At 56.7% G+C, this 15,551-nt stretch carries 12 protein-coding genes; 5 read left to right on the top strand and 7 right to left on the bottom strand.

The window, feature by feature from the left end; genetic code table 11:
- Positions 1–19: 19 nt before the first annotated feature.
- Entirely contained in the window at positions 20–1,429 is a 1,410-nt protein-coding gene (murD, locus tag B5F35_RS02145) for a UDP-N-acetylmuramoyl-L-alanine--D-glutamate ligase (RefSeq protein ID WP_087237623.1), read from the bottom strand.
- A gap of 376 nt (positions 1,430–1,805) precedes the next feature.
- On the opposite strand from murD, the gene B5F35_RS02140 reads away from it, so the two are divergent.
- The 5 genes from B5F35_RS02140 (at position 1,806) to B5F35_RS02120 (ending at position 7,324) form a co-directional block, all read left to right on the top strand.
- On the top strand, positions 1,806–3,119 hold the full coding sequence (locus tag B5F35_RS02140) for a phenylacetate--CoA ligase family protein (protein WP_087237621.1): 1,314 nt from the start codon (positions 1,806–1,808) through the stop codon (positions 3,117–3,119).
- A 35-nt stretch (positions 3,120–3,154) separates the two neighbouring features.
- Positions 3,155–4,897 (top strand): indolepyruvate ferredoxin oxidoreductase subunit alpha, encoded by a 1,743-nt coding sequence (gene iorA / locus B5F35_RS02135; RefSeq protein ID WP_087237619.1) that lies wholly within the window; start codon positions 3,155–3,157, stop codon positions 4,895–4,897.
- On the top strand, positions 4,894–5,475 hold the full coding sequence (locus B5F35_RS02130) for an indolepyruvate oxidoreductase subunit beta (RefSeq protein ID WP_087237617.1): 582 nt from the start codon (positions 4,894–4,896) through the stop codon (positions 5,473–5,475). Before iorA ends, B5F35_RS02130 begins: the two co-directional genes overlap by 4 nt.
- 30 nt (positions 5,476–5,505) lie before the next feature.
- Positions 5,506–6,810 carry a phenylacetate--CoA ligase family protein gene (locus B5F35_RS02125; protein WP_087237615.1) on the top strand — a complete coding sequence of 435 codons (1,305 nt, stop codon included), beginning with the start codon at positions 5,506–5,508 and terminating at the stop codon, positions 6,808–6,810.
- 82 nt (positions 6,811–6,892) lie between these two features.
- Positions 6,893–7,324 carry an ACT domain-containing protein gene (locus B5F35_RS02120; RefSeq protein WP_087237613.1) on the top strand — a complete coding sequence of 144 codons (432 nt, stop codon included), beginning with the start codon at positions 6,893–6,895 and terminating at the stop codon, positions 7,322–7,324.
- A gap of 83 nt (positions 7,325–7,407) precedes the next feature.
- Here the strand turns inward: B5F35_RS02120 and B5F35_RS18975 are convergent, their stop codons facing one another.
- The 6 genes from B5F35_RS18975 to recJ form a co-directional block, all read right to left on the bottom strand.
- Positions 7,408–7,863: a zinc ribbon domain-containing protein gene (locus B5F35_RS18975; protein ID WP_206423993.1), complete on the bottom strand. Its 456-nt coding sequence runs from the start codon at positions 7,861–7,863 to the stop codon at positions 7,408–7,410.
- A 90-nt stretch (positions 7,864–7,953) separates the two neighbouring features.
- Positions 7,954–8,898 (bottom strand): uridine kinase family protein, encoded by a 945-nt coding sequence (locus B5F35_RS02110; RefSeq protein WP_087237611.1) that lies wholly within the window; start codon positions 8,896–8,898, stop codon positions 7,954–7,956.
- Positions 8,861–10,345, bottom strand: a complete 1,485-nt coding sequence (gene hemZ, locus B5F35_RS02105; RefSeq protein WP_087237609.1) for a coproporphyrinogen dehydrogenase HemZ — start codon at positions 10,343–10,345, stop codon at positions 8,861–8,863. The genes B5F35_RS02110 and hemZ overlap by 38 nt, the downstream gene beginning before the upstream one ends.
- A gap of 169 nt (positions 10,346–10,514) precedes the next feature.
- The gene (locus B5F35_RS02100; RefSeq protein ID WP_087237607.1) at positions 10,515–11,138 is read right to left on the bottom strand and encodes an MBL fold metallo-hydrolase; all 624 of its coding nucleotides are present in this window, start codon (positions 11,136–11,138) and stop codon (positions 10,515–10,517) included.
- A 19-nt stretch (positions 11,139–11,157) separates the two neighbouring features.
- Positions 11,158–13,389, bottom strand: a complete 2,232-nt coding sequence (locus tag B5F35_RS02095) for a RelA/SpoT family protein (protein ID WP_242969362.1) — start codon at positions 13,387–13,389, stop codon at positions 11,158–11,160.
- A gap of 10 nt (positions 13,390–13,399) precedes the next feature.
- Entirely contained in the window at positions 13,400–15,439 is a 2,040-nt protein-coding gene (recJ, locus tag B5F35_RS02090) for a single-stranded-DNA-specific exonuclease RecJ (protein WP_087237849.1), read from the bottom strand.
- Between the last annotated feature and the right edge of the window lie 112 nt (positions 15,440–15,551).

Below are 15,551 nucleotides of genomic sequence, written 5' to 3'. Positions count from 1 at the left end.
GCCCCGCTGGGCACCTTGTTTATTCGGGAAGCTCCTGCACCAGACGCTTGAAATGGTCCCCTCGCTCCTCAAAATTGCGGTACAGATCAAAGCTGGCCGAGGCTGGGGACAGCGTGACGATATCCCCTTCCTTCGCAAGTTTGTCGCAAAGGGAAACCGCCTCCTCCATGGAAGCAACACGATAAATGGCAGGATTTCCCTCGCGATAAGAAGCGGCGGCCCGCACAGCAGCCTCAATTTTATCGGCTGTCGCTCCCATCAGGATAAGGCTTTTCACCGTCTCCGGAATGCGCGCGCCCAACTCTTCATAAGACAGGTGTTTGTCATAGCCGCCCGCAATCAAAATGATTTTATCGGAATAAAGCGAGAGCGTGCCGCGCATCGTCCGCGTCGGGCTGGTGCCGATGGAATCGTTGTACCAGCGCACGCCGTGCCGCTCCCGGACCAGCTCATTTCGATGAGCCACACCTGCAAAGGTGCGGGCCACCTCCCGGATTTTTTCCGCATCCACGGTCCCCCACACAGCCGCAATGGCTGCCAGGTAATTTTCCACGTTGTGCAGGCCGGGGATCCGGATTTCATCCGTGCGCAAAACAGGTGTGATCTTCCCGTTTTCCGAAACGGTAATCCATCCTTCCTGGGATACCCATACGCCGCGCTCGCATGACTGCATGCGGCTGAACAGGAGCACATCCCCGCGCGCCTCCGGAACAAAGGAAGCGGTAATCTCATTGTCCGCGTTAAATACAGCGCGCCCGAACGCATTCTGGTGCAGGAAAATATTTTTCTTTGCGTCAATATACTCCCGCATATCCTTATGAATATCGAGATGATTGGGAGAAAGGTTCGTCACCACGGCAACCTCCGGGCTGCGGCGCATGGAAATCAGCTGGAAGCTGGAAAGCTCCACCACTGCCGCGTCATCCGGGGAAATCGCATCAATCTCCGGCAGCAGCGGGCGTCCGATATTGCCGCCGAGATGCACTCGCTTTCCCGCCGCTTTCAGGAGCTCGGAAATGATAGTGGTCGTCGTTGTTTTGCCGTCGCTCCCCGTAACAGCCCAGATGGGGCAGGGGCAGAGATCAAAGAAAAGCTCCATCTCGCTGGTAACGGCGCTGCCGCGCGCACGGGCCGCCGCCAGTTCCGGCTGCGTAAAACGCATTCCGGGTGTACGGAACACAATATCCTCTGTCAGATTTTCAAGATAACCTTCTCCCAGTACCAGACGGACCCCAAGAGCCTCCAGCTCGCCTGCCAGCGAATCGAGCTGCTCCCGCGTGCGCTTGTCGCGCGCCGTCACAATCGCTCCTTTCTCCGGAAAGCTGCGGATCAGCGGAAGATTGCTTCCTCCGATACCACAGAACGCCACCTGCTTCCCTCTCAGAGAACGGTAGAAGGCCTCTGCCTTTTCATTCGCATATTGCTTCATTGCTGTCCCTGCCTTCCCCGGCGGAGAACGCTCCGCCGCGCAAGCAGGGCGGGCCAAAGCCCGCCCTGACCAAATTTCTTTTCTATTATATGTGATATTGGAAAGAATATCAAGCCATTGCCGCCGGAGAACGCCGGATTTACGCCGATCTGTCAAAGATGCCCTATACTTTTTGTTTTATCCGACGAAAAATTGCTTTTCCCTTCCTTTTCAGACAAAAGCAATGCAGAATTACCGAAAACCGGGATTGCATTCCGGCAGAATTTGCGGTATGATATACAAGAGTGTTTTCTGAATTTAAAACACCAGCGATTTAGCAAGCTATCACGAGAAAGCAAAACCATTGCAGCATGGGGAGCTGCACGGAGGTGTTGGAATGTTTTTCCAAAAAGAAATTGAAACCATGAGCCGCCCTGAAATAGAAGCGCTCCAGCTGGAACGCCTCAAGCGGATGGTGGATTACTGCTATGAGAACATCCCCTTCTATCATGAAAAGCTGGAAAAGGCCGGCGTAACCGGAGATAAGATCAAGACGCTTTCCGATATCCAGTACATCCCGTTTACCACCAAGGATGATATCCGCGACAATTATCCTTTTCGCATGCTGGCTCAGCCCATGAAAAAGATTGTGCGCATCCACGCTTCTTCCGGCACAACGGGAAAGCCGACGGTGGGAGCATACACCAAGCAGGATCTTGACAACTGGTCGGATCAGGTGGCGCGCGTCGCGGTCGCCGCGGGAGCAACGGAGGATGATATTTTCCAGATTTCCTTTGGCTACGGTCTGTTTACCGGTGCGCTGGGCCTGCACTATGGTCTGGAAAAAATCGGCGCAACCGTGATTCCAGCCTCCTCCGGCAACACAGCTAAACAGCTGATGATGTTCCGGGATTTCGGGGTGACCGGCCTGGTGGCTACTCCCTCTTACGCGCTCTATCTGAGCGAAATGGTGCGGGAATCCGGGTACCCCCGCGAAGCCTACAAGCTTCGTTTGGGCCTTTTGGGATCCGAGGGCTGCACAGAGGAAATGCGGCATCAGATTGAAAAGAACCTTGGCATTTTCGTCACCGACAACTATGGCTTGACGGAACTGACCGGTCCCGGCGTTTCCGGCGAATGCGAATACCGCTGCGGCCTGCACTTCGCAGAGGATGCTTTCCTGCCGGAGATCATTGACAGTGCCACCGGCGAGCGCAAGGCTCCGGGCGAATCGGGAGAGCTCGTTGTGACAACGCTGCTGCGCGAAGGGATGCCGGTGCTGCGCTACCGCACCAAGGACATCACCCGCCTGAACTACGAGCCGTGCCGCTGCGGGCGCACCCATGTGCGCATGGACAAGGTGACGGGACGCACGGATGATATGATGATTATCAAGGGCGTGAACGTGTTCCCTTCTCAGATTGAGAGTGTACTGGTCAGCACACAGGGAATCGGGCCGCATTATCAGCTTGTTGTCCGCCGCCAGAACTTCATGGATAATCTCGAAGTGAAGGTGGAGCTTGTCAGCACAGAGCTGCTGGAAAGCTACGGAGAGCTGAAAGCCCTCCAGCGCGGCCTGCATGACAGGCTCAAGAGTGTGCTTGGCCTGGAAACAAAGGTCACGCTGGTCGAGCCGAAATCGCTTGAGCGATTCCAGGGGAAAGCCAAGCGGATTTTGGATCTGCGCAACGAAGGCAGCGAGACAAAATAAAGCAAACATGGAAATCCATATTTTGGGAGGCAAAGATGAAAGAATTATTACTGGGCAACGAAGCAGTTGCACGCGGCCTGTATGAATCGGGCGTGCGGGTGGTTTCGAGTTATCCGGGCACACCGAGCACAGAGATCACCGAGGCAGCCGCTGCCTATGACGAAATTTACTGTGAATGGGCGCCGAACGAGAAGGTCGCGGCGGAGGTTGCCGCGGGCGCGTCCTTCGGCGGTGCACGTTCCTTCTGCGGTATGAAGCACGTCGGCCTGAACGTTGCCGCCGATCCGCTCTTCACGATGAGCTACATCGGCGTAAACGGAGGAATGGTCCTCGGCGTGGCGGACGATCCGGGAATGCATTCCTCGCAGAACGAGCAGGACTCCCGCAATTACGCAATCGCCGCGAAGCTGCCTATGGTAGAGCCTGCTGATTCCGCGGAATGCCGCGATTTCACCAAGCTGGCCTATGAACTTTCTGAGCAGTTTGACACGCCGGTGCTTCTGCGCCTGAGCACGCGCATTTCCCATTCCCGCAGCATTGTGGAGCTGAAGGAGCGCGAAAACCTTCCTCTCAAGCCCTATGAAAAGAATCCCGCGAAAAACGTCATGCTTCCCGTGTTCGCCACGAAAAAGCATGTGGCGGTGGAGGAGCGCACCGACGAGCTTACCGCATGGGCGGAAACCAGTCCCATCAACCGCATCGAGGATAACGGCAGCGAGGTCGGCGTGATTGCCGCCGGTTCCGTTTACCAATATGCCCGCGAAGCGCTGGGCGACAGCGTTTCCTACTTAAAGCTCGGCATGGTCAATCCCCTGCCGGAAAAGCTGATCCGTACCTTTGCCGGCAAGGTGAAAAAGCTCTATGTAATTGAAGAGCTGGATCCCATCATTGAAAACTTTTGCCGCAAAATCGGTGTGGAGGTTATCGGCAAAGACGTTTTCCCGCGCTGCGGCGAATACTCGCAGAGCGTGGTGCGCAAATGTGTTCTCGGCACAGAACCGGAAGTCATGAAGGTAGACGCCCCCATTCCCCCCCGTCCGCCTGTCATGTGCTGTGGATGTCCGCACCGCGGCGTTTTCTACACGCTCAAGAAGCTGGGCGTATATGTCAGCGGCGATATCGGCTGCTATACCCTGGGCGCGACCGCCCCGCTGAGCGCCATGGACACCTGTGTCTGCATGGGCGCATCTGTTTCCGCCCTGCACGGATACAATAAGGCTATCGGCGCGGATGCCGAAAAGAAGGCTGTCGCCGTGATCGGAGACTCCACCTTTATCCATTCGGGCATCACCGGCCTGATTGACATCGCATACAACAAGAGCAATTCCGTTGTGATTGTGCTCGACAACTCGATCACCGGCATGACCGGCCACCAGCAGAACCCCACCACGGGCTACACCATCAAAGGCGATCCCACGTCGGCGGTCAATCTGGAAGCGCTGTGCCATTCCGTGGGCATCAACCGCGTGCGTGTCTGCGATCCTTATAACCTCAAGGAAACGGAAGCTGTGATCCGTGAGGAGCTTGCGGCGGAGGAGCCCTCTGTGGTGATCTGCCGCCGTCCGTGCGCTCTGCTGAAATATGTCAAGCACAGTGCACCGCTGCACGTGGAGACGGAGCGCTGCATCGGATGCAAGGGCTGTCTCGCCATCGGCTGCCCGGCTATCAGCATTCATGACAAAAAAGCCGTGATCGACTACACGCAGTGCGTCGGCTGCGGCGTCTGTGAGGGGCTGTGCCCCAAGCATGCCATTACAGCACAGGAGGCGGCTCAATGAACAGTGTAAAAAGTGTATTGATTGTAGGCGTCGGCGGGCAGGGTACTCTGCTGGCCAGCCGCCTTTTGGGAAGCGCCATGATGGATCTCGGATATGACGTCAAGGTTTCCGAGGTTCACGGCATGAGCCAGCGCGGCGGCTCTGTGGAGACGTATGTGCGCTATGGAGAAAAGGTGTACTCTCCCGTCATTGATCCGGGCGAGGCCGATATCGTGCTCGCCTTTGAACAACTGGAGGCCGCCCGCTTCCTGCCCTTCCTGAAAAAGGGCGGCGTTGTGGTGACCAACACACAGAAGATCGACCCCATGCCCGTCGTCACCGGCGCGGCACAGTATCCGCAGGGGCTGCTGGAAGCGATCGAAGGCCAGGGCGCGCGCCTGTTGGCTCTTGACGCGCTCTCCCTCGCGGAGCAGGCCGGTTCCGTCAAGGCTGTGAACGTCGTGCTGATCGGCGCGATGGCCAAGTCGCTCGGCACGGAAAAGGAGATCTGGCTGAAAACCATCGAAAAAACCGTCCCGCCCAAATTTGTGGAGATGAACAAGAAAGCCTTTACGCTGGGTTACGAGGCGGGAGAATAAGCGAAAAACAGAGGATCGGAGAGGATTGCCATGCAGGGGAACTATTTTCAACCGGAAATTGAATGCGCCTCCCGGGAAGTGATGCACTATATCCAGTCCAAGCGTCTGCGCAGACTGGTGGAACGCTGCTATCAGAATGTCCCGGTTTACAGAAAGCGCATGGATGAAATGGGGGTTCTTCCGGGCGATATCAAGGAAATTGAGGATGTCCGAAAGCTTCCCTTCACAACAAAAACAGATCTGCGCGATAACTATCCCTTTGGACTGTTCGCGGTTCCGAAGGCACAGCTGGCCCGCATTCATGCTTCGTCCGGCACCACCGGCAAGCAAACAGTCGTCGGCTACACCAAGGCGGATATTGACGCCTGGGCAACCGGCGCGGCGCGCAGCATTGTGATGGTAGGTGGCACAAAGGAGGATTTTGTGCACGTTTCCTACGGCTACGGCCTGTTCACCGGCGGCCTTGGCCTGCACTATGGCGCGGAAAAGCTGGGAGCAACGGCGATCCCCGTCTCCTCCGGCAACACCAAGCGCCAGGTACAGATTTTGCAGGACTATGGCTCCGACATTCTGTGCTGCACACCGTCGTACGCGATGTATATCGGCGAGACGGTGCGCGATATGGGCATCGACCCCACGACGCTTCCGGTGCGCGCCGGTATTTTCGGTGCGGAGCCCTGGACGGAGCAGATGCGCAAGGAGATCGAGCGGCTGCTCGCCATCCGTGCTTTTGACATTTACGGCCTTTCGGAAATTGCCGGCCCCGGCGTTGCCTGTGAATGCCAGCTTCAAAACGGCCTGCACATCAACGAGGATATGTTCTATCCTGAAATCATCGACCCCGACACGGGCGAAACGCTGCCCGACGGCGTTTACGGTGAGCTGGTCTTTACCTGCATCGGCAAGGAAGCTCTCCCGCTGATGCGCTACCGCACACGCGACATCTGCTCTCTGGACCATACGCCCTGCGAATGCGGACGCACGCTGGTGCGCATGAGCAAGCCGCGCGGACGCACGGACGACATGCTGATTATCCGCGGTATCAACGTATTCCCGTCTCAGATCGAGAGCGTTCTGCTCGAGCTGGGCATGGATCCGAACTACCAGCTTGTGGTTGACCGGATCAACAACCTGGATACGCTTGAGGTGCAGATCGAAATGACCGAAGGCATGTTCAGCGACACCGTCCGCAATCTGGAAAGCATTGAACACCGGATTGCGAACGCACTGCAATCCACCCTGAATATTGTGGCCAGGATCCGCCTGCTGGAACCGAAGTCCATTCCACGTTCCGAGGGCAAGGCCAAGCGTGTGATTGACAAGCGCAAAGTATAAACAGACGGCGTTTGCCCGCTTCAAAGCGCGTTTCGGTTTCCAAAATCCATTCTGATATCATTCCAACGAAAGGGGAACCATTATGCAGATTCAGCAGCTTTCCATTTTTGTGGAAAACAAATCCGGCCGCCTTGCAGAGATCACGGAGATCCTGGGAACGGCCGGAGTGGACATCCGTGCCATCTCTGTCGCGGACACCAGTGACTTCGGTATCCTTCGCCTGATTGTTGACAAGCCGAAGGAGGCTGTCGAGGCTCTGCGTGCCGCCAATCTGACGGTTTCGCTCACCAGCGTGATCGCGGTGGGCATTGACGACAAGCCCGGTGAATTCGCCAAGGCAATGCGCGTTCTGGCGGACGGTGAGATCGGCGTGGAATACATGTACGCCTTTATCAGCCGGGACAAAGGCAAAGCCTATGTCATCCTTCGCGTCCTCGAAAGCGACAAGGCGGTGGAATGCCTGAAGGCAAGCGGCATCAGCCTGCTGGACGCAGAAGAAATTTACGGCATGTAACATCAAAACTCATCTCCATAGATAGAGAAGAGCCGGGATTCCACATGGAATCCCGGCTCTTTTTTCTCATGAAAGCACGAAAATTATTCGTCCTTCGGTTCCTCTGTCTCTGCCTCTGGCTGCGGCTCCTGCTCCTGAACAGGCACCGCGTCATAGACCTCCGGCTCTTCGGGGGCAGGCTCTTCAAGCTTTTTTCCGCACTTGCTGCAATAATTGGCGCTTTGCGGATTTTCTGCGCCGCACCCCTTGCAGATAGTACGGTTGCGCATAGCGGAGATCTGCTCGTTGACTGCGTCAAGCTGCTCATACAGATCATCGATCGCGGCAACACACTCCTTGATCAGGTCTGTGGCGTCATTGTCCGTCTTTTGGGCATCGTACACCATGCGGCCAAGGGACTCATACCGTTTGGAAATCTCACTGTTCAATTCCCCCGCGCTGATGCGCAGCTTGGAAATATCTACAATCTTTCCAGCCGTCTTTCCCACTACGTTCACGGCCGATTTGGCATTCACCACAACATCCTCTAACAGGCCCATTTCTCTCACTCCTTATCGGATTTTCTCAATTATAGCATCTATCGGAAGAAAATACAAGAAACGATTTGTAAACTCTTGTTTTTTGCCGCATTATCCCAAAAACTCATGAAGAATGGAATCCGGCGGAACAAGCGTATGCGGCAGAGGAACCACATGCTCCAGGGCGGCGGCCACGCGGGAGGCTTCCGCAAAATATGGGCTGCCGGCAGGAACGCTCTCCAAAAGCTTCAGGGCCTCATCGCGCAGAACACAAATTTCGTAGCCCAGGAACGTATTGATCGTGATATCCGCTTGCTCCCGGAAGGGTTTGATATAGCGATACTCTCCCTGCATCACGGAAGGCCACATACCAAGCGTGCGCTCCGCCGTACAGGCACGGAAGCGCGCATCCCGCACCAGACGGCGCACCAGACGCATATCATTTGGGGAGAGCAGGATTTCCCCTCCCTGCTCCACCCCTTGCTTGACGCTCAGATAAGCATGCAGGAGATATTCCTTTGGAAGGCCCTCGGACAAAAGAGGATTGAGCGCGTGAAGGCCTTCCATGATCACCAGCGAATGAGCGGGCAGCTCCACCTCCTGTTTTTCGGGGCGGGGGCGGTGCGTTTCAAAGTCAAAGACCGGCATACGGCAGGATCGTGTCCGGATCAGGGAGAGCAGGCACGATCGGATCTGTTCGATATCGAGGGCATGGACGGATTCAAAATCCGGCACACCGTCGGGATGCCGGGGAGACTGCTCCTCGGGCAGATAAAAATTGTCCAGGGAAAAAACAAATGAGGAAACACCCTCTTGCTGCAAACAAGCGGAAAGCAGCGAGGCTGTGGTGGTTTTCCCGCTGGCAGAGGGACCTGCCAGAAGCACAATGCGGCAGTCCCTTGTTTCCCTGGCCGCCTGCTCCGCGATGCGCCGCAGCTCCGTCTGGTACGCCTGCTCCGAGGTTTGCGCAAACGCCTGCGGTTCCTCTCTGGCACACCGGTTAATCTCTGTCAGGGAATTATGAAAATGGACATACTGTTCCTTGGAATTGCTCATAGCACTGCTTCACCCTGTTCTTTCTCTCCAGCACCTCCTGGAAGCGGTTGATATATTCATATGGGAATTTGAAGTTGAAAATGCGTTCCAATTCATCCACTCCCGGGCGCTTTACCTTGGTGGCAGCACCCGCACCGCAGGCCAGAATGGTGTGAGTTTCGTCCATGATGTACACATTATAGGGGCTTTCACAGCCGGGGAGACACCATCCGATGTTCTCGAGATTGCCCACCATCCGGCTTTGCCGGTACAGATAATAAGGCAGATAGCCTTCTTCAGTCAAACGGTGCTGGGCATAATCGAGCATCTGTGCCGCCGTCTCGCCCTCGGGCTCCCCCGCGCCATCCTGAAACAACTGATCCGAACGCTTGAGGGAAAGCGTATGCACCGTAACGCTTTCCGGCGAAAGGGCGAGCACACCGTCAAGCGTTGCGTGAAAGCCTTCCACCGTATCCCCCGGAAGACCCGCGATCAAATCCATGTTGATGTTGTTCATCCCGCAGGCGCGGGCCAGATGAAACGCGTCGAGCGTCTGCTGCGTCGTATGGCGGCGGCCGATGCGCCGGAGCACCTGATCGGAAAGCGTCTGCGGATTGATGCTGATCCGCGTCACACCGCTGTTTTGCAGCACCTCCAGCTTCTCGCGCGTCACGGTGTCGGGCCGTCCGGCTTCCACGGTAAACTCCCGGCTGTGTGAAAGATCGAACTGTGTGTTGACCGTGTCCAGCAGCAAAGCAAGCTGCTCCGCGGAGATTGCGGTGGGGGTGCCGCCTCCGAAATAGACGGATTCCACGCGCAGGCCGCAGTCACGCACCACTTCCGCTGTTTTTTCCAGTTCACGGCAGAGCAGCTCCACATAGTCCGGGATCAGCTTGACGGTCTTTTCCACTGTGGAAGAGACAAACGAGCAGTAGGCACAGCGCGTCGGACAGAAGGGGATTGAGACATAGAGACTGCACGAATCGGGCTGTGAGCGAGCCAGCAGCGCGCCCTCGTTGCGCATGGTCACGCGGCTGAGCTCCAGCTTTTCCTCCGTAACCAGGTAATCCTCCCGAAAAATGCGGACGGCTTCGTCCTCCCCGTGCTTTTCCACAAGAGAACGGAAGAACTTGACAGGCCGCACCCCTGTGAGAATTCCCCAGCGCGGACAGATCCCGCAAGCCTCTGTGAGCTGCCGGAAGAGCAGAACCGCCAGGCGGCGCTCCACCTCCTGCGGGGGCGTTTCAACGGAAACCGTGTCCCGTCCTTCCCCGCGATAAGCCCCGACAGCCGTTTTCACAAGCAGGTGCAGGGTCTCCCCTTCCCGCTCCACAAGCGTCAAAGCGGCATCCGGGCCGTCAAATTCCCGGCAGTCTTCAAAGACTTCTATTTTCTGCCGGTGAAAAAAAAGACGGCAGAGGTTTTCCATCTCATAATGAAACGAATGACCATACAGGAACAGCTTCAAAATACTCCGCCTTTCTCCAGGCTGGGCCTGGGGTTCCGCTGCCGCTCTGGTTGATGCAAATGCGCTTCCCCATACCGGGGAGCCTCACCGCAATTCGTGTCCTGAGCTCAGCTTTTTCTTTTGCCTTGCCCCTCGCGCTGGCAATGGCATCTGTTTTACCGTCAGCTGTTCATTGCAGATAGGGATTGAAACGGCGCTCACGTTCCAGCGTGGTCTCGGGACCGTGTCCCGGGAACACGCGGTAATCGCCCGGCAGAGCCGCCAGACGGCGCACCGACTGCATGATCATCGCCGTATTTCCTGTGGGATGATCGGTGCGTCCGACACTGCCGCAGAACAGCGTATCGCCCGCAACCAGAATATCATCAATCAAAAAGCAATGGCTGCCGATCGTATGGCCCGGCGTATGGATCGGCCGCAGGGAAAGGCTCCCAAACGAAAGCGGTTTCCCCTCTGAAATCAAGCCGTCCGCCTCAAAGGGCTCCAAGCCACCCGGCACCATGTAGGCAAGCGTTAGAGTGGGATCTGCGGGAAAGCCGCTTTCCTGCACCGGCAGCCAGATCGGCGCGCCCGTGAGCTTCTTCAGCTGGGCCGCGCCCATCATATGATCAAAATGGCAGTGCGTCAGCACAATGCCCTTCACAGCGCCCTTCCCCGCCTTTTGTACCGCCTGTTCCAAGGCAGGCTCGTACCATGCGGGATCGAAAATTACCAGATCACCGGTTTCCGTGTCCCGCAGGAAATAGCAGTTTGTCTCAAGCGGGCCAAGCACCAGGCTTGTTATCTCTGTCATAAGGTTTTCTCCTTTTCTGTTACGGGCGGCGCACAGAGGAAATTCCCTCGATGCGGGACATGCGGTCAATCACGCTTTGCAGGTGATCCCGCCCATTGATGGTGATGGAAACATTGATGGCCGCGCGGCCGTCCTTTGTCTCTCTGGAATTGAGTGTATGAATAGGCACGTGCATATTGAACAGCTGCTGTGTCACGTCTGCCAGAAGGCCGCTGCGGTCATTGGCAAGGATTTCAAGCGTAATCTTGAACTCCTCCTTCACCTCGCCCACCCAATGCGCCTGAATCCAGCGCTCCGGCTCGGGAGCCGAGGCAATATCCTGCGGCACGTTGCTGCAGCTTCTCTTGTGAATGGAAACGCCGAAGCCGCGCGTAATAAAGCCGATGATCTCATCGCCGGGCAGCGGGCTGCAGCAGCGGGAAAACTTAATCAGGCAGTTATCCATGCCGTCCACCATGACACCGCTTGCCGGTTTTTTCTGCTGTACCGGCGGCTTGGGCGGCGGAAGCTCATGCAAATCCGCCTGCTTCCGGCTTTTGAGGTAGTCCTCCTTGATCTTCGGCATGATTTTCCAAAGCTGAATGCCGCCGTAACCGATGGCGGAATAGACATCGTCCACATTCTGGCAATTCTGCTTTCTGCCGATGTTCTCCAGGAACTCCTGCATTTCCTCGTCGGTAAATTCAATATTGGCACGCTTGAGTTCCCGTTCCAGCTCCGCGCGTCCCTCAATGATATTTTCCTCGCGCTTTTCCTTTTTGAACCACTGGCGGATCTTGTTCCTGGCCTCGCTCGTTTTGACAATCTTGAGCCAGTCGCGGCTGGGGCCCTTGCCGACCTCCTTGGTCGTCATGATCTCCACGATCTCGCCTGTTTTCACCTTGTAGTCAATCGGAACAATGCGTTTGTCGACCTTCGCGCCCACCATACGGTTGCCGACGGCACTGTGGATCGCGTAGGCAAAGTCGATGACAGTTGAACCGGAGGGCAGGCTGATAACGTCCCCTTTCGGCGTAAAGACAAAAACCTCCTCCGGAGCCAGATCGGATTTGATAGTACGGATCAGATCCGTGGCGTCGCCGCTGTCCTTCTGATTTTCCAGCATCTGCCGGATCCAGGCCAGCCGCTTCTCCAGGGAGTCTCCCCCATTCGGGGAGGAAAGGCCCAGCTTGTATTTCCAGTGTGCCGCAATGCCGTATTCCGCCGTGTGATGCATCTCCCAGGTGCGGATCTGCACCTCAAAGGGGATACCTTCCTTGCCGATGACCGTAGTATGAAGCGACTGATACATATTGGGTTTTGGGGTGGAAATATAATCCTTGAAGCGGTTCGGCAGCGGACGGAACATATCATGCACAATGCCCAGCACATTGTAGCAATCCTCCACCGTATCGACGATCACGCGCACTGCATAAATATCGTAGATTTCATCCATGTTTTTTCCCTGGATGAACATTTTGCGGTAAATGCTGTTGATACTTTTCACACGGCCGCTGAGGAACACGTTTGGGATCACCGGAGCGACACGCTCGCGGATGCGTTCCTTTGTCAGCTCAATGAAAGACTTCCGCTCTTCGCTGCGCAGAGCCAGCCCCTGCTCGATCTCCTCATAGGCAACGGGATCCAGAAAGCGCAGGGAGCGATCCTCCAACTCCTCCTTCACGGCCCGGATGCCGAGACGGTGCGCAATCGGCGCGTAAACCTCCATGTTTTCCAGCGCCTTATCACGCTGCTTCTGCGGCTTCCAGAAGGCCGCCGTGCGCATATTGTGCAGGCGGTCCGCCAGCTTGATGATAATGACGCGGATATCCTCGCTCATGGCGATCAGCATTTTGCGGATATTTTCCGCCTGCTGCTCCTCACGCGAGGAATACGGGATGCGGCCCAGCTTGGTCACACCATCAATCAGGCCTGCAATTTCCGTGCCGAACAGCTTTTTCACCTGTTCCAGTGTGACAGGCGTATCCTCCACCACATCGTGCAGGATGCCGGCCACCACCGATTCGGTATCCATGCCCAGTTCCACCAGAATACAGGCTACCGCCAGCGGATGAGAAATATAGGGTGCGCCGGAGAGACGGCGCTGATCGTGGTGCTGCGCTTCCGCCAGCTGATAAGCCTTTTCAATCAGCGGCAAATCGTATTCGCGCTCCGAAGCACAGATCAGCCCAAGAAGATCGTCATATGTTTTCAGCGTCTCCTTCGGCGGGCGCGGATCAAACAATTCCTTCATATGAGCGCTCTCAGTCATTTTCTTCCCCTCACTCCGATTTTCTCAGGCTCTCAAGCAGCCTGGAGGAAAACAGATCCACCTTTCCCGACGCCGGCAAAAGAGCGGCACGCAGGAAATCCCCCAGCGAATCCAGCCGGATCAGACGATGTTCCGCCAATACATCCAGACACAGCAAAAGCTTTCCCAAAGAAAGCTTGCCGCCCAAGCGCATCCACAAGACGCCCACATCGCCGCAGAAGCCGCCTCCCTCCCGCAAAAAGCGGTAGAGAAGTGCAAAATCCTCTCTCGTCGGAACAAGCTCCGTCCATGCCGGAGCGGAAAGCGGTTCCCCGCGCCGGGCCGCCTCATAGCGCTGCCGGCTTTGCAGAAGAACTCCCGTATCCAGGCTCGCCGGCCGCAGCTCCCGCACATAGACTGAGAGCGAAGGCGTTCCCATATACTCCCGTTCCTCTACAGCGACAGCGAGATCCAGCTTGTCTCCCGCCCGATACGGAAATTCATCGGGCGTCACGCCAAAGCGCAGACAGCGCACCACAGTCCCATCCGCACCGGAAACGGCCAGCCGCAGATGCTTTCCGCCGCCAATCGGGGAAACCTCCGTAAGCGTCACGCCAAACAAACCGAAGAGCGGCGCGGGGTTTCCTGTACCAAAGGGCTCCAGCAATGCCACTTCCCGCGGCACCTCCAGTGTCAGCTCATGCGGAGCAACCGCACAGTCGATGGAAACCACCGGAAACACCGGAGGGAGAGACGCCGCATAGCGGTTGATCGCTTTCCGGAACGCTTCCAGCTGATCCGACGGCAAACTCAGGCCCGCTGCCATCGGATGGCCTCCGTATTTTGTGAGAAGATCGGCGCATGCGCAAACAGCCGCAAACAGATCAAAACCCTCCACACTGCGCCCGGATCCCTTCGCCTCTTCACCGCATCGGGAGATAATAAAGCAGGGTTTGCCGAAACGTTCCGTAATCCGGGAAGCCACAATCCCGATGACCCCATGATGCCAGTCCTCGCCTTCCGCCACCAGCACCCGATCCAGCAGCCGTTCCGGTTCACGCGTGAATAAAGCGAGAACCCCTTCAAAAATCTCGCTTTCCATCCGGCGGCGGTTGTCGTTATCCGTACAGATTTCCTCCGCAAGCTCTTCAGCCTCGTCCGGATATTCCGAAAGAAGAAGCCGCACCGCCCGATCCGGCGATCCCATCCGTCCTGTGGCGTTGATGCGGGGAACCAGGGTAAACGCCACGTTGGTCGCCGTCAGTTCCCGGTCTTCCATCCCGGCATGCTCCAGTAAAGCGCGAAGGCCCAGACGATCCGTCTGCGAGAGAAGGCGCAGGCCCTCCCGCACAAACGTCCTGTTTTCCTCCACAAGCGGCACCACATCCCCGATGGTCCCGATACAGACCAGATCGGCGTAATTGTCCAGAAGGCCCTGCACGTCGCAACCCTCGCCCTCCAGCGCCAGAATCAGCTCAAACGCCACGCCCACGCCGGAAAGCACCCGGCTGCCGCCCGGGCAATCCTCACGGTGCGGATCCACCACCGCGCAGGCAGCGGGCAGCTCCGGACGGGGCCGGTGATGGTCTGTGACCACCACATCAATTCCAAGGGAGGCAGCGTAAGTGACTTCGTCAATGGAGGAAATCCCGTTGTCCACTGTAATAATCAGCGTGACCTCTCTCTCATGCAGCGTGTCAATGGCCCCACGGTTCAGACCGTAGCCCTCCGCTTCCCGATCCGGAATATAGTATGTCACATTTGCTCCGCAGGATTCGAGATACGAGTACAGCATCGCTGTGGCCGTCACACCGTCTGCGTCATAGTCGCCATAAACCGCGATCATTTCAAAGGAATCCACAGCGCTGAGAATCCGCTCTGCGGCCTCCCGCATCCCGGCAAAGGAAAACGGGGAAAACGCACCGGTCCCCTGCAAAAAAGCCTGTGCTTCTTCAGCTCCGGTAAAGCCGCGCGCCGCCAGCAGCCGCGCAAACACCGGGGAAACTCCCGCCTCCTGCCGCAGCCTTTGTTCTGCTTGGCTGTTTTCCGCTTTTGTTTTCCATTGCTTCATGCCTGCCGCTCCTCTTTCCTGCACCTGTTTCGCCCATCCCACTCAGAAACCTTCTCTTTTGGGCGATTTTTGACAGTTCATAATTATTTATTGTACCATTGCGCCCTAGCTT

Origin of the sequence: Anaeromassilibacillus sp. An200 (genome assembly GCF_002160025.1) — a bacterium.
Classification (GTDB): Bacteria; Bacillota; Clostridia; order Oscillospirales; family Acutalibacteraceae; genus Caccousia; species Caccousia stercoris.
This window is presented reverse-complemented; position numbering and strand designations above follow the sequence as displayed.

Bases quoted from the DNA above. Each gene is read 5' to 3' on its own strand.
- murD (WP_087237623.1), bottom strand. From the start codon at position 1,429: ATGAAGCAATATGCGAATGAAAAGGCAGAGGCCTTCTACCGTTCTCTG.
- B5F35_RS02140 (WP_087237621.1), top strand. From the start codon at position 1,806: ATGTTTTTCCAAAAAGAAATTGAAACCATGAGCCGCCCTGAAATAGAA.
- iorA (WP_087237619.1), top strand. From the start codon at position 3,155: ATGAAAGAATTATTACTGGGCAACGAAGCAGTTGCACGCGGCCTGTAT.
- B5F35_RS02130 (WP_087237617.1), top strand. From the start codon at position 4,894: ATGAACAGTGTAAAAAGTGTATTGATTGTAGGCGTCGGCGGGCAGGGT.
- B5F35_RS02125 (WP_087237615.1), top strand. From the start codon at position 5,506: ATGCAGGGGAACTATTTTCAACCGGAAATTGAATGCGCCTCCCGGGAA.
- B5F35_RS02120 (WP_087237613.1), top strand. From the start codon at position 6,893: ATGCAGATTCAGCAGCTTTCCATTTTTGTGGAAAACAAATCCGGCCGC.
- B5F35_RS18975 (WP_206423993.1), bottom strand. From the start codon at position 7,863: ATGGGCCTGTTAGAGGATGTTGTGGTGAATGCCAAATCGGCCGTGAAC.
- B5F35_RS02110 (WP_087237611.1), bottom strand. From the start codon at position 8,898: ATGAGCAATTCCAAGGAACAGTATGTCCATTTTCATAATTCCCTGACA.
- B5F35_RS02100 (WP_087237607.1), bottom strand. From the start codon at position 11,138: ATGACAGAGATAACAAGCCTGGTGCTTGGCCCGCTTGAGACAAACTGC.
- B5F35_RS02095 (WP_242969362.1), bottom strand. From the start codon at position 13,389: ATGACTGAGAGCGCTCATATGAAGGAATTGTTTGATCCGCGCCCGCCG.
- recJ (WP_087237849.1), bottom strand. From the start codon at position 15,439: ATGAAGCAATGGAAAACAAAAGCGGAAAACAGCCAAGCAGAACAAAGG.